The organism is Azospirillum endophyticum (genome assembly GCF_016595245.1).
Classification (GTDB): Bacteria; Pseudomonadota; Alphaproteobacteria; order Azospirillales; family Azospirillaceae; genus Azospirillum; species Azospirillum endophyticum.
Map to the genome: position 1 here is coordinate 357,374 of NZ_JAENHM010000058.1, position 22,016 is coordinate 379,389.

Annotated in this window: 15 protein-coding genes, 5 tRNA genes and 1 pseudogene; 3 read left to right on the forward strand and 18 right to left on the reverse strand. The window is 68.2% G+C overall.

The annotated features are described in order from the left end of the window. Positions 1–2 precede the first annotated feature (2 nt). Both JHL17_RS20040 and JHL17_RS20045 read left to right on the forward strand, forming a co-directional pair. Positions 3–1,667 (forward strand): ABC transporter ATP-binding protein, encoded by a 1,665-nt coding sequence (locus JHL17_RS20040; protein ID WP_200195734.1) that lies wholly within the window; start codon positions 3–5, stop codon positions 1,665–1,667. Positions 1,668–1,768: 101 nt separating this feature from the next. Beyond that, positions 1,769–2,605, forward strand: a complete 837-nt coding sequence (locus JHL17_RS20045) for an aldo/keto reductase (RefSeq protein WP_200195736.1) — start codon at positions 1,769–1,771, stop codon at positions 2,603–2,605. A 259-nt stretch (positions 2,606–2,864) separates the two neighbouring features. On the opposite strand, the gene JHL17_RS20050 is transcribed toward JHL17_RS20045, so the two are convergent. Further along, the gene (locus JHL17_RS20050; protein WP_211113477.1) at positions 2,865–6,551 is read right to left on the reverse strand and encodes a DEAD/DEAH box helicase; all 3,687 of its coding nucleotides are present in this window, start codon (positions 6,549–6,551) and stop codon (positions 2,865–2,867) included. Between the two features lie 127 nt (positions 6,552–6,678). Here JHL17_RS20050 and JHL17_RS20055 point away from each other — a divergent pair. Continuing rightward, positions 6,679–6,888 (forward strand): annotated as a pseudogene (locus tag JHL17_RS20055) (transposase); the annotation flags it as partial. 64 nt (positions 6,889–6,952) lie between these two features. On the opposite strand, the gene JHL17_RS20060 reads toward JHL17_RS20055, so the two are convergent. From JHL17_RS20060 to JHL17_RS20140, 17 genes are all read right to left on the reverse strand, one after another. Continuing rightward, a complete protein-coding gene (locus tag JHL17_RS20060; RefSeq protein WP_200195952.1) occupies positions 6,953–7,474 on the reverse strand; it encodes a hypothetical protein in 522 nt (173 codons plus the stop codon). Beyond that, the gene (locus JHL17_RS20065; RefSeq protein WP_200195740.1) at positions 7,467–8,909 is read right to left on the reverse strand and encodes an HD domain-containing protein; all 1,443 of its coding nucleotides are present in this window, start codon (positions 8,907–8,909) and stop codon (positions 7,467–7,469) included. Before JHL17_RS20065 ends, JHL17_RS20060 begins: the two co-directional genes overlap by 8 nt. A 132-nt stretch (positions 8,910–9,041) precedes the next feature. Continuing rightward, the gene (locus tag JHL17_RS20070) at positions 9,042–9,320 is read right to left on the reverse strand and encodes a hypothetical protein (protein WP_200195741.1); all 279 of its coding nucleotides are present in this window, start codon (positions 9,318–9,320) and stop codon (positions 9,042–9,044) included. Between the two features lie 24 nt (positions 9,321–9,344). Further along, positions 9,345–9,419, reverse strand: a tRNA-Val gene (locus JHL17_RS20075). 29 nt (positions 9,420–9,448) lie between these two features. Continuing rightward, a tRNA-Gly gene (locus JHL17_RS20080) sits at positions 9,449–9,523 on the reverse strand. Positions 9,524–9,527: 4 nt separating this feature from the next. After that, positions 9,528–9,604, reverse strand: a tRNA-Asp gene (locus tag JHL17_RS20085). 73 nt (positions 9,605–9,677) lie between these two features. Beyond that, positions 9,678–9,753, reverse strand: a tRNA-Ala gene (locus JHL17_RS20090). Positions 9,754–9,791: 38 nt separating this feature from the next. Continuing rightward, a tRNA-Leu gene (locus tag JHL17_RS20095) sits at positions 9,792–9,878 on the reverse strand. A 74-nt stretch (positions 9,879–9,952) separates the two neighbouring features. Next, a complete protein-coding gene (locus tag JHL17_RS20100) occupies positions 9,953–11,587 on the reverse strand; it encodes a phospholipase D-like domain-containing protein (RefSeq protein WP_200195743.1) in 1,635 nt (544 codons plus the stop codon). Positions 11,588–11,704: 117 nt separating this feature from the next. Next, positions 11,705–12,739, reverse strand: a complete 1,035-nt coding sequence (locus JHL17_RS20105; RefSeq protein WP_200195744.1) for an aldose epimerase family protein — start codon at positions 12,737–12,739, stop codon at positions 11,705–11,707. Then, positions 12,736–13,722: a galactofuranose ABC transporter, permease protein YjfF gene (yjfF, locus tag JHL17_RS20110; protein ID WP_200195746.1), complete on the reverse strand. Its 987-nt coding sequence runs from the start codon at positions 13,720–13,722 to the stop codon at positions 12,736–12,738. The genes JHL17_RS20105 and yjfF overlap by 4 nt, the downstream gene beginning before the upstream one ends. After that, on the reverse strand, positions 13,719–14,762 hold the full coding sequence (locus JHL17_RS20115; RefSeq protein ID WP_200195747.1) for an ABC transporter permease: 1,044 nt from the start codon (positions 14,760–14,762) through the stop codon (positions 13,719–13,721). The genes yjfF and JHL17_RS20115 overlap by 4 nt, the downstream gene beginning before the upstream one ends. Then, positions 14,759–16,327, reverse strand: a complete 1,569-nt coding sequence (ytfR, locus tag JHL17_RS20120) for a galactofuranose ABC transporter, ATP-binding protein YtfR (protein WP_200195749.1) — start codon at positions 16,325–16,327, stop codon at positions 14,759–14,761. Before ytfR ends, JHL17_RS20115 begins: the two co-directional genes overlap by 4 nt. A 223-nt stretch (positions 16,328–16,550) precedes the next feature. Next, positions 16,551–17,528: a galactofuranose ABC transporter, galactofuranose-binding protein YtfQ gene (gene ytfQ, locus JHL17_RS20125; protein ID WP_200195751.1), complete on the reverse strand. Its 978-nt coding sequence runs from the start codon at positions 17,526–17,528 to the stop codon at positions 16,551–16,553. A 409-nt stretch (positions 17,529–17,937) separates the two neighbouring features. Next, on the reverse strand, positions 17,938–19,095 hold the full coding sequence (locus JHL17_RS20130; RefSeq protein ID WP_200195752.1) for a porin: 1,158 nt from the start codon (positions 19,093–19,095) through the stop codon (positions 17,938–17,940). 213 nt (positions 19,096–19,308) lie between these two features. Continuing rightward, positions 19,309–20,889: an aldehyde dehydrogenase (NADP(+)) gene (locus JHL17_RS20135; RefSeq protein ID WP_200195754.1), complete on the reverse strand. Its 1,581-nt coding sequence runs from the start codon at positions 20,887–20,889 to the stop codon at positions 19,309–19,311. 160 nt (positions 20,890–21,049) lie between these two features. Then, positions 21,050–21,976: a dihydrodipicolinate synthase family protein gene (locus tag JHL17_RS20140; RefSeq protein WP_200195756.1), complete on the reverse strand. Its 927-nt coding sequence runs from the start codon at positions 21,974–21,976 to the stop codon at positions 21,050–21,052. Between the last annotated feature and the right edge of the window lie 40 nt (positions 21,977–22,016).

Here is a 22,016-nt window from a genome sequence, read left to right on the forward strand (position 1 = left end):
CCATGGCGATCCTGGACCTGAAGGGTGTGTCGAAGTCCTACGGTGCCACGCAGGTGCTGCGCGACATCGACCTGTCGATCGAAGAGGGCGAATTCGTCGCCATCGTCGGCTTCTCCGGCTCCGGCAAGTCGACGCTGATCAACCTGATCGCCGGTCTGGCGATGCCCGACACAGGCGAGGTGCTCTACCGCGGCAAGCCGGTCACCGGCCCCGGCCCGGAGCGCGGCTTGGTCTTCCAGTCCTACTCGCTGATGCCCTGGCTCAGCGTGAAGGAGAATGTCGCGCTCGCCGTCGATGCCGTCCACAAGGCCAAGGGCGGCGCTGAACGCGGCGTATTGACCCGCCGGGCGGTGGAGACGGTGGGCCTGGGTCATGCCACCGACCGCCGGCCGAAGGAGCTGTCGGGCGGCATGCGCCAGCGCGTCGGCTTCGCCCGCGCGCTCGCCATGAGCCCGGAGATGCTGCTGCTGGACGAGCCGCTGTCGGCGCTCGACGCCCTGACCCGCGCCAAGCTTCAGGACGAGATCGAGGCGATCTGGCGCAAGGACCGCAAGACCGTCATCCTCATCACCAACGATGTGGACGAGGCGATCCTGCTGGCCGACCGCATCGTGCCCCTGACGCCCGGCCCGAACGCCACGCTCGGCCCCGCCTTCACCGTCGACCTGCCGCGCCCGCGCGACCGCACCGCCGTCAACCATGACGAGGACTTCAAGCGCCTGCGCGCCGAGGTCACCGCCTATCTAATGGAGGTCGGCGTCGCCCGCGGCACCGGTGGCGATGACGGCTTGGTGCTGCCCGACGTGAAGCCGATCACCGCCTCGCCCCCGCCCAAGGCCTACATCGAGGCGATGGGCGGGCGCGGGATGGAGGACCGCTATCTCGAATTCACCCGCCTGACCAAGACCTTTGCCACGCCGAAGGGGCCGCTGACCGTGGTGGACGGCTTCGATCTGAAGATGCGCAAGGGCGAGTTCGTCTCGCTGATCGGCCATTCCGGCTGCGGCAAGTCCACCGTGCTGTCGATGGTCGCCGGCCTCGCGGATGTGACCAGCGGCGGCATCGTGCTGGACGGCAAGGAGGTGGACGGCGCCGGTCCCGACCGCGCCGTGGTGTTCCAGGCCCCCAGCCTGTTCCCCTGGCTGACCGCCTATGAAAACGTCATGCTCGGTGTCGACCGCGTCTTCCCCCATGCGAGCAAGGGCGAGCGCGCCGACATCTCCCGCTATTACCTCGCCCGCGTCGGCCTTGGCGACAGCATGGACAAGAAGGCGTCGGAGCTTTCCAACGGCATGAAGCAGCGCGTCGGTATCGCCCGCGCCTTCGCCCTGTCGCCCAAGCTCCTGCTGCTCGACGAGCCCTTCGGCATGCTCGACAGCCTGACCCGCTGGGAGCTGCAGGAGGTGCTGATGGAGGTGTGGGCGCGCACCAAGGTCACGGCGGTCTGCGTGACCCACGACGTGGACGAGGCGCTGCTGCTGGCCGACCGGGTGGTGATGATGACCAACGGCCCGAACGCCAAGATCGGCCACGTCCTGACCGTCGACATCCCCCATCCCCGCACCCGCCAGGCCCTGCTGGAGCACCCGCGCTATTACGACTACCGCGAGGAGCTGCTGAACTTCCTCGAAGGCGGCCATGCCGGGGCGCCGAAAAAGGCGGCATAACCCCGTCCCATCCCCCGGAAAGCCCACCGAAGATCCATCGACAAGCTGGCCCCGCGAGGCCAGCTTGTTGTCTTTCGGCGACACAGACGGGAGAGAGGAAGATGAAGCGCGTGACCCTGCCGGACGGCACCGAGGTCCCGGCTCTCGGCCAGGGCACCTGGATGATGGCGGAGGGGCGCGGCGACCGCGCCGCCGAGATCGCCGCCATCCGGGCTGGCATCGACCGTGGCCTGACCCTGATCGACACCGCCGAGATGTATGGCGACGGCGCGTCGGAAGAGCTGGTGGGTGAGGCCATCGCCGGCCGGCGCGACGGGCTGTTCGTCGTCACCAAGGTCCTGCCCAGCAATGCGTCGCGCACCGGCACGGTCAAGGCCTGCGAGCGCAGCCTGAAGCGGCTGGGGCTCGACCGCATCGACCTCTATTTGCTGCACTGGCGCGGCGGCGTGCCGCTGGAGGAGACGGTCGAGGCGTTCGAGACGCTGATCCAGGCCGGCAAGATCGCCCGCTGGGGCGTCTCCAACTTCGACGTCGACGATCTGGAGGAGTTGGCCGAGGCCACCGACCTGCACGGCTGCGCCGTCAATCAGGTGCTCTACAACCCCGAACACCGCGGCATCGAATATGACCTTCTGCCGTTCCAGCACACCGCGCGCATGCCGGTGATGGCCTATTCCCCCATCGGCCAGGGCGGCCGCCTGCTGCGCTCCCCTGCGCTCTTGGCGGTGGCGAAGCGCCATGACGCCACCCCGGCGCAGGTGGCGATTGCCTGGGCGCTCCGGCAGCAAGGCGTGATCGCGATCCCCAAGGCGGGATCCACGGTGCACGCCATCGAGAACGCCGAGGCCGTGAAGCTGACCCTGACCGCCGAGGACATCGCCGAGATCGACAAGGCCTTCCCGCCGCCCAAGCGCAAGCAGCCGCTGGCGATGATCTGAACCCTGCAGCGCCCTCTCCCGCCCCGGGAGAGGGAGGGGACCCGCCGCGCAGCGGTGGGGAGGGTGAGGGGGAGTCCAAGACTCCCGAACCGCATGGCTTCCTGCCCAACCCCTCACCCTTCTCATGCTCCGCATGGGCTCCGAAGTCGCTCGCAAGCCTCGCGACTGCATTCCACCTACGACTGCGTTGCAGTCGTCCGGCCTATGGCCGTCGGCTCCATGCCCTCTCCCGGGGCGGGAGAGGGAAACAAATGCGCCGTCACCCGTCGATCGGCGCCAGCAGGAAGTCGAGGTCGTCGGCGGTCAGCAGATCCTCCGCCGTGCGGTCCTGGTCGTAGACCGCCTCGCCCAGCCGGCGCTTGCGCTCCTGAAGCTGGACCATGCGCTCCTCCACCGTGCCGGTGGTGACCAGCTTGTAGACGAAGACCGGCTTGTCCTGGCCGATGCGGTGGGCGCGGTCGGTCGCCTGGTCCTCCACCGCCGGGTTCCACCACGGGTCGTAATGGATCACCGTGTCAGCGGCGGTCAGGTTCAGCCCGGTGCCGCCGGCCTTCAGGCTGATGAGGAACAGCGGCACCTCGCCGGCCTGGAAGCGCCTGACCGGCGTCTCGCGGTCCCTGGTGTCGCCGGTCAGCTCGACGAAGGGGATGCCCAACCGCTCCAGCTCCGGCCGCATCAGGTCGAACATCGAGGTGAACTGCGAGAACAGCAGGATGCGCCGGCCGTCGTCCAGCAGCTCCGGCAGCATCTCCAGCAGCCGGTCGAGCTTGGCCGACACCGCCCCCTTCGCCACCCGCTTGCGGGCGCTCTCCAGCTTCACCAGCCGCGGGTCGCAGCAGACCTGCCGCAGCTTCAGCAGCGCGTCGAGGATGGTGATGTGGCTGCGCGCCAGCCCCTTGCGCGCCACCTCCTCGCGCACCCGCTGGTCCATGGTCAGGCGGATGGTCTCATAAAGGTCGCGCTGGCTGTCGCCGGGCTCCACCGTCTCCAGGATCTCGGTCTTGGGCGGCAGGTCCCCCGCCACCTGCTCCTTGGTGCGGCGCAGCAGGAAGGGGCGGACGCGGCGGGCCAGAACGCGCTGGCGCTCGGCGTCGCCATGCTTCTCGATGGGGGTGCGGAAGGTGCGGCGGAAGCCGGTGCGGTCGCCGAACAGCGACGGCATGCTGACCGCGAACAGCGCCCACAGCTCGTCCAGATTGTTTTCCACCGGGGTGCCGGTCAGGCATAGGCGCTGGCGCGCCTCCAGGGCCTGCGCCGCCTTGTAGGACTGGCCGGCAGGATTCTTGAGATATTGCGCCTCGTCGAAGATCGCCATATGCCAGGGAATGGACGTCAGCACCTCGCGGTCGCGCGGCAGCAGGGCATAGGAGGTCACCACCAGGTCGTAGTCGGCCAGCGACCCATGGGCCTCCTTGCGCTGCGGCCCGTGCAGGATCACCGTGCGCAGGGTCGGGGCGAAGCGCTGGACCTCCGCCCGCCAGTTGCCGAGCACGCTGGTCGGCGCGATCAGCAGGCTGGGCCGGTCGAGCCGCCCGGCCTCCTTCTCCGCCATCAGATGGGCCAGCGCCTGCACGGTCTTCCCCAGCCCCATGTCGTCGGCCAGGATGCCGCCGAAACCATGGGCGCCCAGGAACTGCAGCCAGTCCAGCCCGGCCTGCTGGTAGGGGCGCAGGGTGGCGTGCAGCCCTTGCGGCGGCGGCACCGCCGGCACGCCGCCCGCCTCGCGCAGGGCCTTTGCCATGCTGCGGACGGCGTCGGCGCCCAGCAGCGGGATGCCGGCCGCCGCCGCCGCATCCTCCAGCGCCGACAGGTCGCCCAGATGGGACCGGCCGATCCGCAGCTCCCCGCCGCCGGGTTGCAGGCCGAACAGCTCCATCAGCACGCCGATCATCGGCTTCAGCCGCTCCACCTCCAGCGGCATGTAGCGGTTGGCGCCGATCCGCACGAACATCGTCCCAGACGGCGCCAGCTGCTCCAGCACCGCCTCCAGGCCCGCCTCCCGGCCAACGTTCCGGCCCACATCCTGATCCTGGGCCTGCCCGCCCGCTTCGTCGCCGAAATCCTCATCCTCGAAAAAGCCATCGTCGAAAAGATCCGGGTCGACCCGGGCGAGCGCGTCGATCACCTCGCGCAGGATCGGCAGCAGGTCGATCCGCTCCCCACCGACATCGACGCCCAGCGACAGGCTGAACCAGTCGATGCCGGACCCGTCCCCGACCTCGAACGCCCAATCCTTCGGCGCGTCCAGAACCTCGTAGGGAAATCCCGGGGCGACCTCGACGCTCCAGCCGGCGGCCTTCAGTTCGGGCAGCACCGAATGGCAGAAATCGAGCCAGATCGACCGCTCGTCGAACTCGTCGCCTGGTGCCGCGAACAGTTCACCCCGGACCGACGGGGCACCGCCGACGCTGAGCGGCAGCGGCGGGATGTCGAGCCCGGTCTCCTTCAGGCGCTTGACCGCCTTCTTCTCCTCCGCCGGCCACCGCTCGGCGGTGACGAGGACGCCGTCCTCCATCCATTGCAGCGGCGGCCCGCCCCGCTTCCAATGCAGGCGGATGCCGGTATAGTCGAACAGCAAATCGGCGACCGCGATCTCGGGGGCCTCCATCATCCCATAGCCCGATCGCCCATAGCCCGGCTGATAAAGGCCGTACATCCCCACCGGCCGTGCCGCCGCCAGCCGAAGCACCGGCCGGGGCGTGACGCGGCGCCGCTCCGCCCGCGCCGGGGGATCCGGCAGCACCGGCAGACGGTCGCCGAAGCGCTCCGCCTCGGTCCGGAAGACGGCGACCTCTCCCGGCGGCAGCGCCGGGGCCGTCAGCAGCGCGGCGGCGATGTGTGGAGACACCGCCGCCGCCTCGACCGGGCCGCAGGCGGCCTCCGCCGGATCGACATAGAGCAGCGGCACGGTCGGCAGCACGAATGCCGGCGGCATGCCGTCTGATTTCGGTTCGATCGCGACGGTGAAGCTCTGGTTGCCGGCGCCGTCGGTTTCCCAGCGCGGCGTGCCGGACAGGGCCGGGCCGGGGCGCAGCGGCGCAGCCTTGCGGAAATCCTGCCAATAGAGCCGTCCGGTGCGCAGCAGGCGCTCGATCAGCCAGGGAGCGATTTCGGGCGGCAGCAGGAACCCCTGCGAAGCGGACTGTCCGTTGCGCGACACCGCCTTCAGCAGCTCGTGGTCGGTCGGAGTGACGAACTTCGCGGTGTTCAGGGTGTTGAATTGATAGGCATCATACGCCTTGTCGTCAGTGGAGAACTGGCCGTCCTTGCGCAGGGTGACGGAGACGATGCGGAGCAGCAGGCCCCGCTCACCGGACCGCGAATCGCCGAAGCCGAGCACATAGAGAAGCCGCTTGCGCACGGTGTCCGCATACTGGTCGGTACCGTCGCGCAGCGCCGCCGCGGCAAGCCGCGACAGCAGGTCCTTCACCGGCGCCGAAAGTCCGGAGTCCGCCGGGATCGCCTGTTGCTCAACGGCGGCTCCGAACCGGACCGGCAGCGGCGCCGGTGCTCGGGCCGGGGCCGCTGCCGGCAGCTTGNGCAGCGGCGCCGGTGCTCGGGCCGGCGCCGCTGCCGGCAGCTTGCGGGAACGCTCGTCCCAGGCCAGCATCGCCGCGACGACATGCTTGCAGTTGTAGCCCACCGGACAGTCGCAATTGCCGTCCAGTTCCTGCAGCACGCCGTGGACGAGTTTGACCGTGATATCTTGCCGGTAGAGCGCACCCCTCGATCCCCGGACCGCCGCCGTCACGGTCCAGCCGTCGCCGGGCTCATGGTCCGCCTCGATTTGCTTGACGCGGCCATCCCGCCAATAGTGCCGTCCCCGCTCGAAAGCACCGGGATCGGTCAGGCGGCGAAGGTCGGAAGGGTCAAACACGCGGCTCGTCTCCTCTCGGCCGGCCGGATATCTCTGGAACGGACGGCCGGTGGTTGGAAGGAGGCGCATTATCGGCAGCCGGCCCGCCGGCTGCAAGTGGCCCTAGCCGGCTGCGGGAAAAGGGCTGGGCTGAGGCGACCGGACGTGATTCCCTTCCGTGACAAGCGACGCAGGTCGGCGAGGGGAGGATGCGGGGATCGGACGCCCCTCGATCCCAACGGAGAAGCTGCGGCTGCGGGCATTGCTGCTCCAGCCCTTCTATTCGGTGCGCTCGGTGATGGAACAGTTCGACTACACTCTACTGTTCCGCTGGTTCGCCGGCTTGTCGATGGACGCCCCAGTGTGGGACGGTACGGGCTTCACCAAGAACCGCGAGCGCCTGCTGGCCGGAGACCTGGCGGCCAAGCTTGCCTTCATGAGCCACGCGCATCGGCGCTGGTGGTCAAGGCACGGCGCTCGGGCGAAGGGAATCAGACGATGTTCGGTAACGGCTGGTCCGTCTTCAGCTCGCGCAGCAGCCGGTATGCGGCCTTGGCGCGCTCCATCCGCTCCCCGTTCGCCTTTTCCGGTTTCCGACGCGCCGTCTCGCCCCAAGGGTCAGGGCTATTCTCGACAGCGGCCAAATAGGCGGCTGTGGCCGCAAGCTCCAACTCCACGGAGTCGACGCTTGCAGCCACTCGGGCAAAGGCCGCCCTGTCCGTCTGAGCCGCCAGACCGACATGATCCGTCGCACGATAGATGGAATATCCCCCGCCCCAACTGGCTTGGCGCTCCTCCTCGACGACCAGCCCGAAGGCGTCGGCCATGCGGATGGCGTCCGCCAGATTTTCGCTATAGGGGCCGTAATGCCGGTAGGAAAACGGGAACCCTTCGCCAAAGCCGGCTAATTCCAGCAGATAGGCCACCTTCTGGAGCTTCGTGCGACCGACGATCTCACCACCTGCGTCCCGAACGATTTCCGCAGCCTTCTGGCGATCGAGCTTTTCAGTCATTGTCCGTTCTCCCGAGTTCCTCCGCGACGATGGCGTCCGCAGCGGCTTTTGCCTCATGATCTCCGGCCTTGATATAGGCACGGAAGAGCTTGAATGTTTCAATGCTGGACACAACCGACGACACCTCTGCCATATCGCGGATTTGGCCATCGTCGGTCTTGATGCGGATCTGATTCAATGGCCCTTTGGATTCATCCAGCAGCTTGTAAGGCACCCTTTCCTCGCGATCAACGAGGATGCGGGGGGCGCCGGTGGACTTGCTCTGCGACCAGGCGTTCAGTGCATTCTCGATGTTCTCGGTCAGGCGATTGAGCCTCCGCTTGATCTCGTTCCGCTCAGCCGGGGTATCCGCCTTCATGCCTTTGACGCTGGCGACCAATTGCCCTCTGATATCAACAGACTTGGGAAGCTTTCGATCCCGTAGCTGTATGGCGCATTCCCTGATCTGCGCATCCTTCGCGTCACACAGCATACCGAGCGACCCCCAGAAAACGGTGTCGTCCAGCGCCAGCGCGTTTTCCACGCTGTCCGCATCCTTGGCGAAGCGAGCGAAGGGGTGGCGCGCGGACAATCCCGTAACCTCCTCCATCGCACCGTCCCGCATCAGCGTGATCAATCGGATCATCAACGCGGAAAACAGCTTTTCGGCGGCCCGTGTCGCTTTGTGATGGTAGACCGTGGGGTAGAGCTGGAAAAGGGCAAGGACGTAGGTTTCCGCGGCGCGAATGGCCTTCGGGCCAAGGACGAAAGTTTCCACGTCTTCCAGTTGCTGACCATCGACACCGGTCGCGACCGTGCCGATTTCGAGATTGGCCAGCAGCCATTCGAAGTCGATGCCGCTGTTCTGGACACCGGCCATCAGTCGGTCTCGCTGCATGTAGTCGAGACGGTCGGCGTCGAACTGGCTTGACACCACGGCATCGTACAAGTTGGTCGGACGCCCGCGCCCGATCACATCGGCAACCTCGCCGGGAAAACTGGGCCTGAAGGTGGCCAGTTCCCTCGCCACTTCGCCGTCGCGGATCAGCACGTCGCTGACATGCTCATGGTGCGCCATCTTCAGGCCGAGCTTCTCGCCGATGTCCTCAAAAGCGTGGCTGAGCATGCCATGACCAAGGTCGTGAACCAGCGCGGCGGCCACCGCCACGTCGGCCTTGTTTTGCTCGACATAGCCTCCGTTCGCCTTGATGTGATGGCGGATGATCCGCATCAAGCGACGAGCAGTATGGAAGACGCCGAGGCTGTGCGCGAAACGGGTGTGTGTCGCCCCCGGATAGACCAGTTCGGAGAAGCCCAATTGACGAATGCGGCGCAGACGCTGAAAGGGGCGCGTCTGGATCACGCGCCACAACATGCTTTCGAACTGGCCACCGTCAAACTCGATCAGGTTGTGGATCGGATCGCGGACCCGTTGCGGGCGACTCATTTTGGCCATGCTCAGACATTCTCCTCCACATCGTCGTCCGCTCAGCCGGGAGGCTGGATCAGGCCCCAGGCCTTCTCCTCGGCGGCGCAGTCGGCGTTGAGCGAGGAGGCGAGCCAGGACCTCGTCGCGGAGGTCGGCGGGTCAGAACAGGCGGTCGCGGTATTTGTGGTCGTCCTTGTTGGCGGCATCAAGGGAAATCGGTTGTACCCGGTCGGCCAAATGGTTCCAGCCATAGGCGTGGAGCGCCATTCGATCCATCGAAGCGTGCAGATCACGCAGACGCCGAATGTCGTTCGCCGTCTCGGCTGGATCGTGGAAGCGGTTGTAAGTCTTGGTCAGCGCCTCGTCCCGAACCACCGTCACCGCGGTGCGATGGGAGCGGTTCCGACAAGAAAAATGCAGAAATGGCAGAGGCCCCAAGGGGTTACCTTGAGGCCTCCAGAATGGTGGTCCCGACTGGGATTGAACCAGTGACCCCTACGATGTCAACGTAGTGCTCTCCCGCTGAGCTACGAGACCACGGGAACCCAAAACTGTCGCTCCAGTCATGGAGCGGGCGAAGGGATTCGAACCCTCGACCCCAACCTTGGCAAGGTTGTGCTCTACCCCTGAGCTACGCCCGCAAAGTGGCGCGAGTGACGGGACTTGAACCCGCGGCCTCCGGCGTGACAGGCCGGCGCTCTAACCAACTGAGCTACACCCGCGCTGAGGAGCGGCGCCTTTTACAAGACATCACCCCGATAGACAAGACCTAAACTCTACCCGAACCTTCAGAAGTGGTGGAGCCAAGGAGGATCGAACTCCTGACCTCTACAATGCCATTGTAGCGCTCTCCCAGCTGAGCTATGGCCCCACTATACTTCTGCTACTCTTCACCAACACTTAGAGTGTTGGTGCGCTTGGAGGGACTCGAACCCCCACGGCCTTTCAGCCACTAGGACCTGAACCTAGCGCGTCTACCAATTCCGCCACAAGCGCTTTCCCCGCACCGCGTTGGGCGCCGCGGGGAGCGCTTATGTAGCGGGATGGATCGTGGCCCGCAAGCGGAGAATTCACTCTCCGCGCATTTTTTTCCGGCGCCCGTTCCGGCGGGCCAGAAGCGCCAGTCCGACCCCCACCGCCGCCGCCGCCGCCACCCCGGCACCGATGCGCCATGCCGTCCGGTTCACGTCGCCGAACACCGTCGCCCCGCGCAGGATGGTGGTCGCCATCGGCTCCGGACGGTCGGGGTCGAGCAGCCGCTCCTCCACCAGCCGGCACTCCGTCTCGGTCAGCGGTTGCGGCTCCAGCGGGCGGAGCGAACGGCCGGCCGACCGGATCAGCCGATCGATCGTGGCGGTCAGCGACCCGGTCGCCTCCTCCGTGCGCTCCACCTCGTCGACGGAGACGCCGAGATGCTCCGCCATCAGGCGGGTGCGGACGGAGCGGATGGACCGGCAGACCTCCGGCCGTTCGCCCGGCGCGCACTCGATGGCGAGGTCGCATTCGGTGTCCAGCCCCTGGGACCGGTTGTTGATGTTGGACGACCCCACCCGCAGCAGCCGGTCGTCGACCACCAGCACCTTGGCATGGACGTAGATGCCCTCGCCGCCCTCGGTCACCGGCGCCAGGATGCGGAAGCGCGGGTTGGCGACCGCCTCGTGCAGACGCTGGAGCAGCAGCGACCGGGCGCTGCCCATCGACTCCTCTTCGATCCAGGCGGGCGTGCGTTCGGGATTGATGACCACCACCTCGGGCCCGTCGGGTTCCGACAGCCGGTCGATGATGGCGCCGACGATCTTCTGCGAGGCGAAATACTGGCTTTCCAGATAGATGAAATCGCGCGCGGCGGCGATGGCGGCCAGATACAGCGCCTCGATCTCGCGCACGCCGCGCTTGCCGGTCTTCTGCGTCCCCTCATGGTCCGCCATCGGATCGGTGCGGGCGATGGCGACCGGAAGGTCGCGGAAGTCGGGCTCCAGATCGTCGGGCCAGAAGGCCGGGACCGGCGGCGGCGGGGTCAGCATCTCGCCGGTCGCCCGGTGCCAGCGCTCCCGTGCCAGATCCCCCAAGGCCCGTGCAGCATCCCCGTCGACGGCCGTGGTCACGTCATGGAAGGGGCCGTAGGGCTCGCCGTTCGGCCGCACCCGCCGCGGGTCGTCGTCGCGGTGGTTCGGCGTGTCCCAGCGGTCGGTGGTCATGTCGATGCCGCCGCAGAAGGCCAGCGCATCGTCGATGATGGCGATCTTCTGATGGTGGCAGCCACCGGGCGGATGGGCGGAATCCAGGCGGAAGCGCAGGCGCCGGCTGCTGATCCAGTCCAGCAGGACCAGCGGCGTCCCGCCGCGGAACGGCATCTTCAGAACCGCCAGATCCCATTTCAGCACATTGATCGTCAGCTCCGGCCGCACCCGGACGATCCAGGACAGGAAGTCGCCCAGCTCGTTCGGCACGCCCGGCATCGGATCATCGGGCTCCAGCTTGATCCGGGTGTCGAAATCCCAGCCGATCAGCATCACCGTATGGCGGGCATGGAGGATGGCTGCCTTGATCCGGGCGAAATAGGCGGCAGCGTCGATGATGACCGCCACCCGGTCCGCCTTCTCCATGCGCCAGCAGGTCCGGCCCGGCACCAGGATCGGGCCTGTCGGGGTCTGGCTGGACTGGAAATTTGGGCTTGGGCGGGCGGCGTCGGGCATCGCAGCCATATCGACCATTCCTTCCGGCGTCGTGGGCATCATCGCGGGGGCGGCAGCGGAACCGCTGCCGTGCCCCCAGTGCCTTGGATGAACCCCGCAAGCCGGTGGACGGTTCCCCTGCGCCGCTCAACCCGCCCGGAATCGCAGCTGCATCCGGTGGCGGTAGATCTCGCCGGGATCGAGCCGGGCCGAGGGAAAATGGCCGATGTTCGGGCTGCCGGGGAAACGCTGGCTCTCCAGCGCCAGCCCGGCGAAGCGGCAATAGGGCTGCCCGCCCTTGCCGACGATCTTCTCGCTGAGATACCCACCTGTGTAGACCTGCAGGCCCGGCTGGTCGGTCGCCAGTTCCATCCGCCGGCCCGATGCCGGATGCTCCAGCACCGCCACCGGCCGCAGCTCCCCCGCCGGCCCCTCCAGGCACCAGTTGTGGTCGAAGCCGAAGCCGCCGACCGCCTCCAGCGCCGCGCCCAGCTCCACCCCGCCGCGCAAATCGAAGGCGGTGCCGTCCACCGGCCGCACCTCCCCCGTCGGGATCAGGTCGGTGCCGACCGGCGTGGTGAAGCCGCCGCGCACCGCCAGCCGATGGTCGCGCAGGTCGCCCGATGCGTGCCCCCCGAGGTTCCAGTAGCTGTGATGGACGATGTTGACGATGGTCGGCCGGTCGCAGACCGCGCTCATCCGGATGTCCAGCACCCCGTCGTCGGTGAGCTGGTAGCGCGTCGTCGCCGTCAGCGTCCCCGGATAGCCCTGGTCACCGTCCGGCGAGACCAGCCTGAAGGTGACGGCATTCTCTGCCGCATCGACCTCTGTCTCCCAGATCCGCCGGTCGAACCCCTCCGGGCCGCCATGCAGCTGGTTCGGCGGCTCGTTGACGGCCAGCCCGTACCGCACCCCGTCCAGCGTGAAGGCCGCGCCGCCGATGCGGTTGCCGTAGCGGCCGCAGGTTGCGCCGAAATAGGCGTCGCTCGCCAGGTAATCGGCCAGCCGGTCGAAGCCCAGCACCACGTCGGCGGCGGTTCCGTCGCGGCCGGGCACCAGCATCCGCACCAGCCGGGCGCCATGGGCGACCACCGTCGCCTCCAGCCCGCCGGCGGAGAGGGTGAACCCCTCCACCGGCCGTCCCTCAACGGTATCGAACAGGAAACTCTCGATGGGCATCATGCCTCCGCCGGTTCGCCGCCGCGGCCGGCCCAGACCACCAGCAGGCCCTTCTGCAACAGGATGAAGACGAACAGCAGCACGCCGATGGCGATCTTGGTCCACCAGCTGCTCAAGCTGCCGTCGAAGGTGATGTAGGTCTGGATCAGCCCCTGGATCAGCACGCCGACGAAGGTGCCGACGACATAGCCGTAGCCGCCGGTCAGCTGGGTGCCGCCGATCACCACCGCGGTGATGGTGTCCAGCTCCACCCCGGTCGCCGCCAGTGAATATCCCGCTCCGGTGTAGAGCGAGAAGACGATCCCCGCCAGCCCGGCCAGCAGCCCCGACAGCCCATAGACCGCCACCGTCGTCCGCGCCACCGGCACGCCCATCAGCTCCGCCGACTGGCGGTTGCCGCCCAGCGCATAGAGGTTGGCGCCGAAGCGCGTCCAGTGCGCCAGCACCACCGCCGCGACCACCACCCCCAGCATCAGCAGCGCCGGCAGGGTCAGCTTCAGCCCGAAATCGAAGCGCAGCGCCATGTCGTTCAGCTCGCCGTAGAGCGGGTGGTTGATCGGCACCGAATCGGTGGTCAGGACGAAGCCCAGGCCGCGGGCGATGAACATGCCGGCCAGCGTGACGATGAAGGGCGGCATCTGGAAGACATGGATCACCCCACCCATCGCCGCCCCGAAGCCGCCGGCGGCGATCAGCGCCACGGCGAAGGCCGGAACCGGATGCCAGCCGCCCTGCTCGATCAGCACGGCCAGCAGCACGGTGGTGAAGCCGATCACCGCGCCCACCGACAGGTCGATGCCGCCGGACAGGATGACGAAGGTCATGCCGACCGCGGTGATGCCGAGAAAGGCGTTGTCGGTCAGCAGGTTTGCCACCACCCGCCAGGAAGCGAAGTTGGGGAACTGCGCCGCGCAGATCAGGAATCCCACCACCAGCACGGCGGTGGTGACGACCAGCGGCAGAAAGCGCTGGAGTGCACCGGTCATGGTTTCGCCCCTCCGCTGGTCGGCGCCACCGGCGGCTTGACCGTCCCGATCGGCCGCGCGCCCCTGGGCCGCGGCAGGAACAGGGTCAGCGTCGGCGATTGCAGCAGCAGGACGACCAGCAGGACGCCCGCCTTGACGATCAGGTTGAATTCCGGCTTGAAGCCGCTCAGCAGGATGCCGGTGTTCATCGACTGGATGATCAGCGCGCCCACCACCGACAGCACCAGCCCGAAGCGCCCGCCGAGCAGCGAGGTGCCGCCGACCACCACCGCCAGGATGGCGTCCAGCTCCAGCCACAGCCCGGCATTGTTGGCGTCGGCGCCGCGGATGTCGGCGGTGACGATCAGCCCGGCCACCGCGGCGCACAGCCCGCACCAGACATAGACGGCGACCAGCACCACCGGCGTGTTGACGCCGGCCCCGGCGCTGGACAGCCGGTTGATGCCGACCGCCTCGATCATCAGCCCCAGCGCCGTCGCCCGCACCAGCAGCGCCGTCACCGCCAGCAGCACGATGGTCAGCACCACCGGCATCGGCACGGTCAGGAAGGACCCGCTGCCGATGAAGGCGAGCGCCGGGCTGGTGAAGGTGACGATCTGCCCCTCCGTCACCAGCTGGGCGATGCCGCGGCCGGCGACCATCAGGATCAGCGTGGCGATGATCGGCTGGATGCGCAGCACCGCCACCAGCACGCCGTTCCACAGCCCGCACAGCAGGCCGGCCGCCAGCGACGCCGCCAGCACCGCCGGCAGGCTCCAGCCCGCCCCGGTCATGGTGGCGGCGATGGCGCCGGAAATCGCCATGACGGCGCCGACCGACAGGTCGACGCCGCGGGTGGCGATGACCATGGTCATGCCGACGGCGAGCAGCGCCACCGGGGCGCCGCGGTTCAGCACGTCGATCAGGCTGCCGAACAGCCGGCCGTCCTGGAGACGGATGGCGAAGAAATCGGGAAAGAGCAGCCAGTTGGCCAGCAGCACGGCGATCAGCGCGCCATATTGCGGCAAATTGCGCGCCGGGCCGGGGGCGGACAGCGTCATTGCCGCACCTCGATATTCGGCGTCTCCGACGCGATGGGATTGGGCGTCTCCGACGCGATGGCGGCGACGATGCGCTCCACGCTGACCTCCCCTCCCCTCAGTTCCGCCACATGGCGGCGGTCGCGCAGCACGACGACGCGGCGGCTGTAGGCGACGATCTCCTCCAGCTCCGACGAGACGACCAGCAGCGCCATGCCGTCGGCGCACAGCCGCTCGATCAGGCGGATGATCTCGGCATGGGCGCCGACGTCGATGCCGCGCGTCGGCTCGTCAAGGATCAGCAGCCGCGGCTCGGTCGCCAGCCAGCGTGCCAGCAGCGCCTTCTGCTGGTTGCCGCCCGACAGCAGCTGGATCGGCCGTTCGGCGTCCGGGGTGCGGATGTCGAGCAGGCGGATGAAGCGGTCGGCGATCTCCTCCTGGCGGCGGCGCGGGATCGGTTTCAGCCAGCCCTGCCGCGCCTGGAGCGCCAGGATGATGTTCTCGCGCACCGACAGCTCGCCGACGATGCCCTCCTTCTTGCGGTCCTCCGGACAGAAGCCGAAGCCGAGCCGCACGGCGTCGCGCGGCCCCCTCAGCCGCGCCGGCCGGCCGTCGACCGTCGCCTCGCCCTTGTCGGCACGGTCCATGCCGAAGACCAGCCGCACCGTCTCGGTCCGGCCGGAGCCCAACAGTCCAGCCAGCGCCACCACCTCGCCGGGACGGATATCGAGGTCGAAGGGCTCGACGCTGCGCGCCTTGCCGAATCCCTTGAAGCTGGCCAGCGGCGGACGGCTGTCCAGCTCCGCCGGGCCGAGGTCGATGCGGTGGGCCGCCGCCTCCAGCTCCCGCCCCAGCATCATGGCGACGAGGTCGAGGCGCGGCAGGTCCGCCGTGCGCCGCTCGCCGACCAGCCGGCCGTTGCGCAGGACGGTGATGCTGTCGCAGACCTCATAGACCTGATCGAGGAAATGGGTGACGAAGACGATGCCGATCCCGCGCGACCGCAGGGTCCGCATCACCTTGAACAGCACCGCCACCTCCTGCGCGTCGAGGCTGGCGGTCGGCTCGTCGAGGATCAGCACCTTGGCCGACATGTCGACCGCGCGGGCGATGGCGATGATCTGCTGCGTCGCCACCGAGAAGCGACCGAGCGGGGCCGTCACGTCGACGGACAGGCCGTAGGGCTGCAGCACCGCCCGCGCCCGCCGCCGCATGGCGCCGCGGTCGACCAGCCCCCAGCGCATCGGCTGGCGGCCCAGGAACAAATTCTCCGCCACCGACAGGTTCGGCAGCAGGTTGACCTCCTGATAGACGGTGCCGATGTGCAGGCGCTGCGCCTCTTCGACCCCGCGCGGCGCGATCTCCCGCCCCTCCAGCGCCACGGTACCACCGTCGCGCTGATAGACGCCGGTCAGCGTCTTGATCAGGGTCGATTTGCCGGCGCCGTTCTCGCCCAGCAGGGCATGGATCTCGCCATGGCGCAGGGTGAAATCGACGCCGTCGAGCGCCTGGACCCCCAGAAAGGCCTTCGACAGCCCGCGGATCGCCAGCAGCGGCGCGGAAGGGGGAGCGGTGGACGCCGTCATGACGGACCTCGCGGGATGCGCAAAAAACAATGTGGGCGGTAGAGATGCCCTCTCCCGTCCCGGGAGAGGGAGGGACCCGCCGAAGGCGGGAGGGTGAGGGATGATCCGAGGAACCAGAAGCGCATGGCTTCTTGCACTACCCCTCACCCTTCCCAAGCTCCGCTTGGGCCCCTTCCCTCTCCCGGGACGGGAGAGGGAACCCTCCTGCAACCCTCAACCCAGATCAGTAGGCGTCCTTGCGGCGCTCATACTCGGCCTTGGCGGTGTCCGGAGTGAACAGCGCCGATTCCGTCTGGATCCACTTCGGCGGCGCCTTGCCGTCCTTCTTGAAGGCGATCAGCGCGTCATAGGCCGGGCCGGCCATGTTCGGCGTCAGCTCGACCGTGGCGTTCGCCTCGCCTTCCGACATCGCCTTGAAGATGTCCGGCACGCCGTCGATGGAGACGACCAGGATGTCCTTGCCCGGCTTCAGGCCGGCTTCCTTGATCGCCTGGATGGCGCCGACGGCCATGTCGTCGTTGTGGGCGTAGACGGCGCAGATGCCCTTGCCGCCATTCTCGGCCTTGATGAAGCTCTCCATCACCTCTTTGCCCTTGGCGCGGGTGAAGTCGCCGGACTGGGTGCGGACGATCTTCATCCCCGGATTCTTGGCGACGATCTCGTCGAAGCCCTTCTTGCGGTTGATGGCCGGCGACGAGCCGACGGTGCCCTGCAACTCGACCACCGCGCATTTGCCCCCGGTCTGCTTGGCCAGCCATTCGCCGGCCACCCGGCCCTCATGCACCGTGTCGGAGGTGACGGCGGTCATGTAGAGGCTCGGATCCTTGGTCTCGATCTGGCGGTCGAGCAGAACCACCGGGATCTTGGCCTCCTTGGCTTCCTTCAGCACCGAATCCCAGCCGGTCGCCACCACCGGCGCGATGAAGATCGCATCGACGCCCTGGGCGACGAAGGAGCGCACCGCCTTGATCTGGTTCTCCTGCTTCTGCTGGGCGTCGGAGATCTTCAGGTCGATGCCGCGCTTGTCGGCCTCCGCCTTGGCGGTCTTGGTCTCGGCCGCGCGCCAGCCCGATTCCGAGCCGATCTGCGAGAAGCCGACGACCAGCTTCTTGTCGGCCGCCTGGACGGCGCCGAGCCCGCTGAAACCAATCATCAGCGCCGCGGCGGCGGTGGCGGCGGAGATCACCCATTTCCTGGACATCCGAGTCACTCCCTGGAGTTTTATGGCGAGGATTATTGCAGTGCTTGTGGGATGAGGAAGGCGGCAGGACCGGGCACGGAAAGGTCTTGATCGCAGCTCGGCCCGAATTTGTTGGTAGAGCCTACTTTAAGGACGCAGAACCATAACTGTCCAATACGATTCTCGACCGATATGATGCCGAAAAGGATATACCCAGCCCGGCATCCGGTCGAAAAAATGGCCGGGCAGCAAGGCTGCCCGGCCGTGAGGTGACCCCGCTCCTTGGAAGAACGGGGCCGACGCACCCGAGGGAGAGCGCGCCGGGACGCGCCGCCGTGGCGGGATGGAGAGGAACACCACGGCGGCACGAAGCCGAATGAGACGGGACAGAGGCCAGGACGTCAGTCGGCCTCCTTGAAGTACGAGGCTCTTAGAACGCCAGATCGGTGCGGATGATGAAGATGTCGCCCTTGTCGCTGTTTGCGGCGACGTCGGAGCTGAGCTTGAAGTGGTTGTATTCCGGGGCGAGGCTGAAGCCGGGGGCGACGACATATTTGGCGCCGACGGTGATCAGCTCGAACTTGCTGCGGCCGCGGACGGTCAGGTCACCGGCATCCTTGGCGTTCAGGTAGCCGACGCCGAGCGTCGTGGCGCCGAAGGTGTATTGCGCACCGGCGGTCCAGACGTCCTGCTTCTCGCGGCTGACGATGCCGGGGGTGCTGGACTTGGCATAGCCGCTGTCGCCCGACCAGGCATAGCTGCCGCCGATCTTGAACCCGCCATAGGCCACCGTCAGGCCGGCATGGGTGGAGGACAGGTCGTCGAAGCTCGCCGCCGGGATGGTGGTGGAGTTCTTGGCCTGGCCGCCCAGGTAGAACAGGCTGCCGTTGATCGCCACGCCGCCGAAGCTGTTGGTGTAGGTGCCGCCGACTTCATAGACGTCGCGGTAGGCGCCGGTGCGGTTGGCCGAGGCGAGCGCCAGCTTGGAGCGGTTGACGTCGGTGTTGCTGCTGTCCGACGACGGCTGGTAGGAGGCGCCGAGCTTGAAGCCGGCGATTTCCGGCGTCCAGTAGGTGGCGCGGGTGGCGCTGTTGCCGGAGATGAGCGCGCGGATGTTGCCGATGGTGATCGGCGCGTTGGCCGCGCTGTTGCCGAGCCAGGACGGGAAGGAGCCGTCGACGCCGCCGGTGCCCCAGTCGGACGGGGCGATGATGCCGCTGTCGTCGGACGGGCCGTTCTCGACGCCCAGATGCAGGACGCCGAAACCGCCGTTGACGAAGATGAAGGCGCGGTCGTTGGTGACGGTGCGGGCGTTGCCGGTGCCGTTCTCCGCCAGCAGGCGGATGCGGGCGCCGTATTCCAGGCCGTTGTCGGCCTTGGCCTTCGGCGTCACCAGCAGGCGCAGGCGGTTGCGGAACTCGGTGGAACGCTGGCCGGAGTCGCGGTCCTGGTCGACGTAGCCGCCTTCGAAATAGGCGTCGCCGCCCAGCATGATGTCGAACTTCGACTGGGCGAAGGCCGGAGCGGCTCCCAGGGCGGAGACAAGCGAAAGGGTGGCTGCGCCAAGCAGCAGAGCTGATCTCACCATTTGCGTTTCCTCTTAATGCGGTTTGTTTTTGCTTCGATACCTTGGGCGGGAGCGATGCTTCGGCGATGCGCGGACGCACGCCGTGCCCGACCGCCGGGACCGGCATGTGGCCGGTCCTGGCGGTGCATCCTGCGTCAGCGCTCCCTCTGACGCAGTCGTTGCGGGTTGGTATTGCCGGTCAGTTCCGGCCGCCGGTCATTTCAGACCAGCCGGTTACTCCTGTCCAAGCGTGCCGTCGATACGCCGCCAGATCCCTTGCGGGTTGCCGTCGCGCAGGCTCTCCGGCAACAGGTCGGCGGGGATGTCCTGGTAGCAGACCGGACGGAGGAAGCGGCGGATCGCCAGCGTGCCGACCGAGGTGCTGCGCGGGTCCGAGGTCGCCGGGAACGGGCCGCCATGCACCATCGCGTGGCAGACCTCCACCCCCGTCGGCCAGCCATTCGCCAGGATGCGGCCGGCCTTGCGCTCCAGCGTCGGGATCAGTGCCGCCACCGCGCCCTTGTCCGCCGCGTCCATCTGCAAAGTCGCCGTCAGCTGGCCTTCCAGACGCTCCGCTACCACCGTCATCGCCGCCACGTCCGGGCAGCGGATCAGCAGCGAAGCCGCGCCGAACACCTCCTCTTGCAACTCCGTGTCCGCCAGGAAAGCCTCGGCCGTCGCGGTGAAGAAGGCCGCCTGAGCCTGGTTCGGCCCGCTGCAGGCCAGACCGCGCGCCAGCGTCGTCACCGCGCCGCTGCCGGCCAGCTTCGCCACGCCGGAATCGAAAGCGGCATGGATGCCCGGCGTCAGCATGGTCGAGGCGGCGCTGCCGCCAAGCGCCTCCGTCGCCGCCGCGACGAAGCGGTCGAGCTCCGGCCCGTCCACCGCCAGCAGGATGCCGGGGTTGGTGCAGAACTGCCCGGCGCCCATGGTCAGCGAGCCGACGAACGCCTTGCCCAGCGCCTCGGCGCGCGAGGCCAGCGCCGCCGGCATCAGGAAGACCGGGTTGATGCTGCTCATTTCGGCATAGACCGGGATCGGCTCCGGCCGCCTGGCCGCCACCCCCATCAGCGCCAGCCCGCCGCCACGCGAGCCGGTGAAGCCGACCGCCTTGATCCGCGGATCGGCGACCAGCGCCGTGCCGATCTCCCGACCGTTGCCGAACAGCAGCGAGAAGACGCCTTCGGGCAGGCCGCAGGATGCCACCGCCGCCTGGACGGCACGGCCGACCAGTTCCGAGGTGCCGGGATGGGCGCCATGGCCCTTGACCACCACCGGGCAGCCGGCGGCGAAGGCCGACGCGGTGTCGCCGCCGGCCACCGAGAAGGCGAGCGGAAAGTTCGACGCGCCGAACACGGCGACCGGCCCCAGCGCGATGTGGCGCTGGCGGATATCGGCGCGCGGCAGCGGCTTGCGCTCGGGCAGGGCCGGGTCGATGCGGGCCTCGACCCAGCTTCCCTCGCGCACGACCTGGGCGAACAGGCGGAGCTGGCCGAGGGTGCGGCCGCGCTCGCCCTCCAGCCGGGCGCGCGGCAGGCCGGTCTCGGCCATGGCGCGGGTGATCAGGTCGTCGCCGATGTCGAGGATGTTCTGGGCGACCGTCTCGAGGAAGGCGGCGCGCTGCTCCAGGCCGGTCTCGCGAAAGGTGTCGAAGGCGGCCCAGGCCAGCGCGCAGGCGCGCTCCACCTCGGCCGCGCCGCCGCCGCCGAAGACGGGGTCGAGCGCCTCGCCGGTGGCCGGGTCGACCGCGCGGAACTCGCTCTGGTTGCCGCGGTGGGCGCTCGCGCCGATCAGCATCTCGCCGGTGATGGTCATGTGGGGTCTCCTTTATGGGCGGGATCGGCTGGCGATTGCCCCCACCCCGACCCTCCCCCGCTGGGCGGGGGAGGGGGTAAGTGCTTGTACGAGGGAGCGGCGGCAGTCCCTCCCCCGCCCAGCGGGGGAGGTTAGGTGGGGGTCTAACGCCCTCAAACCCTCAGCACGCCCAGCGCAACACCAGCGGATCGAGCCGCTTGGCGGCGTCCAGCAGGCCGTCGCGGCTGATCGGATGCGGGTTGGCGGTCGGGTGGCGCATCGCGTCGGATGCGATGATGCCGCCTTCCTTCATCAGGATCTTGGCGGTGGCGATGCCGCACTGGCGGTTCTCGTGGTTGATCAGCGGCAGCCAGCGCCCGTAGGCCGCCACCGCCGCCTCGCGGTCGCCGGCCAGATAGGGGTCGACGATCTGGCGGATGCCGTCGGGATAGCCGCCGCCGGTCATCGCGCCGGTGGCGCCGGCGTCGAGATCGGCCAGCAGGGTGATCGCCTCCTCGCCGTCCCACGGCCCCTCGATGGCATCGCCGCCCAGCTCGATCAGGGTGCGCAGCTTGGCGGCGGCCTGCGGCACCTCGATCTTGAAGTAGGAGACGTTGGCGATCTCCCGCGCCATCCGCGCCAGCAGCGGGGCGGACAGCGCGGTGCCGCTGACCGGCGCGTCCTGGATCATGATCGGGATGTCGATGGCGTCGGACACGCGCTGGAAGAACTCGACGATGCCGGCCTCCGGCACGCGGATGGTGGCGCCGTGGTAGGGCGGCATCACCATCACCATCGCAGCGCCGAGATCCTGGGCGCGGCGGCTGCGGTCGGCGCAGGCGCGGGTGCTGAAATGGGTGGTGGTGACGATCACCGGCACCCGGTCGGCGACATGGGCCAGCATCGTCTCCATCAGCAGCGTGCGCTCGTCGTCGGTCAGCACGAACTGTTCGGAGAAGTTGGCGAGGATGCACAGGCCGGTGGAGCCGGCGTCGATCATGAAGTCGACGCAGCGCTTCTGGCCGTCGAGGTCCAGCTCTCCCGATTCGGTGAAGATGGTGGGGACGACGGGGAAGACGCCACGATAGGGGCGGGCGCTGGACGACATGGCGGTAAAATCCTTCATCGAATTCTGGTCGGCGGCCGGC

What these genes read in the sequence shown, in the direction of transcription:
- JHL17_RS20040 (WP_200195734.1), top strand. Translation starts at nt 3, where the DNA reads ATGGCGATCCTGGACCTGAAGGGTGTGTCGAAGTCCTACGGTGCCACG.
- ytfR (WP_200195749.1), bottom strand. Translation starts at nt 16,327, where the DNA reads ATGACGGCGTCCACCGCTCCCCCTTCCGCGCCGCTGCTGGCGATCCGC.
- JHL17_RS20100 (WP_200195743.1), bottom strand. Translation starts at nt 11,587, where the DNA reads ATGGCTGCGATGCCCGACGCCGCCCGCCCAAGCCCAAATTTCCAGTCC.
- JHL17_RS20060 (WP_200195952.1), bottom strand. Translation starts at nt 7,474, where the DNA reads ATGACTGAAAAGCTCGATCGCCAGAAGGCTGCGGAAATCGTTCGGGAC.
- yjfF (WP_200195746.1), bottom strand. Translation starts at nt 13,722, where the DNA reads ATGACCGGTGCACTCCAGCGCTTTCTGCCGCTGGTCGTCACCACCGCC.
- ytfQ (WP_200195751.1), bottom strand. Translation starts at nt 17,528, where the DNA reads ATGTCCAGGAAATGGGTGATCTCCGCCGCCACCGCCGCCGCGGCGCTG.
- JHL17_RS20045 (WP_200195736.1), top strand. Translation starts at nt 1,769, where the DNA reads ATGAAGCGCGTGACCCTGCCGGACGGCACCGAGGTCCCGGCTCTCGGC.
- JHL17_RS20135 (WP_200195754.1), bottom strand. Translation starts at nt 20,889, where the DNA reads ATGACCATCACCGGCGAGATGCTGATCGGCGCGAGCGCCCACCGCGGC.
- JHL17_RS20130 (WP_200195752.1), bottom strand. Translation starts at nt 19,095, where the DNA reads ATGGTGAGATCAGCTCTGCTGCTTGGCGCAGCCACCCTTTCGCTTGTC.
- JHL17_RS20105 (WP_200195744.1), bottom strand. Translation starts at nt 12,739, where the DNA reads ATGATGCCCATCGAGAGTTTCCTGTTCGATACCGTTGAGGGACGGCCG.
- JHL17_RS20115 (WP_200195747.1), bottom strand. Translation starts at nt 14,762, where the DNA reads ATGACGCTGTCCGCCCCCGGCCCGGCGCGCAATTTGCCGCAATATGGC.
- JHL17_RS20065 (WP_200195740.1), bottom strand. Translation starts at nt 8,909, where the DNA reads ATGGCCAAAATGAGTCGCCCGCAACGGGTCCGCGATCCGATCCACAAC.
- JHL17_RS20140 (WP_200195756.1), bottom strand. Translation starts at nt 21,976, where the DNA reads ATGTCGTCCAGCGCCCGCCCCTATCGTGGCGTCTTCCCCGTCGTCCCC.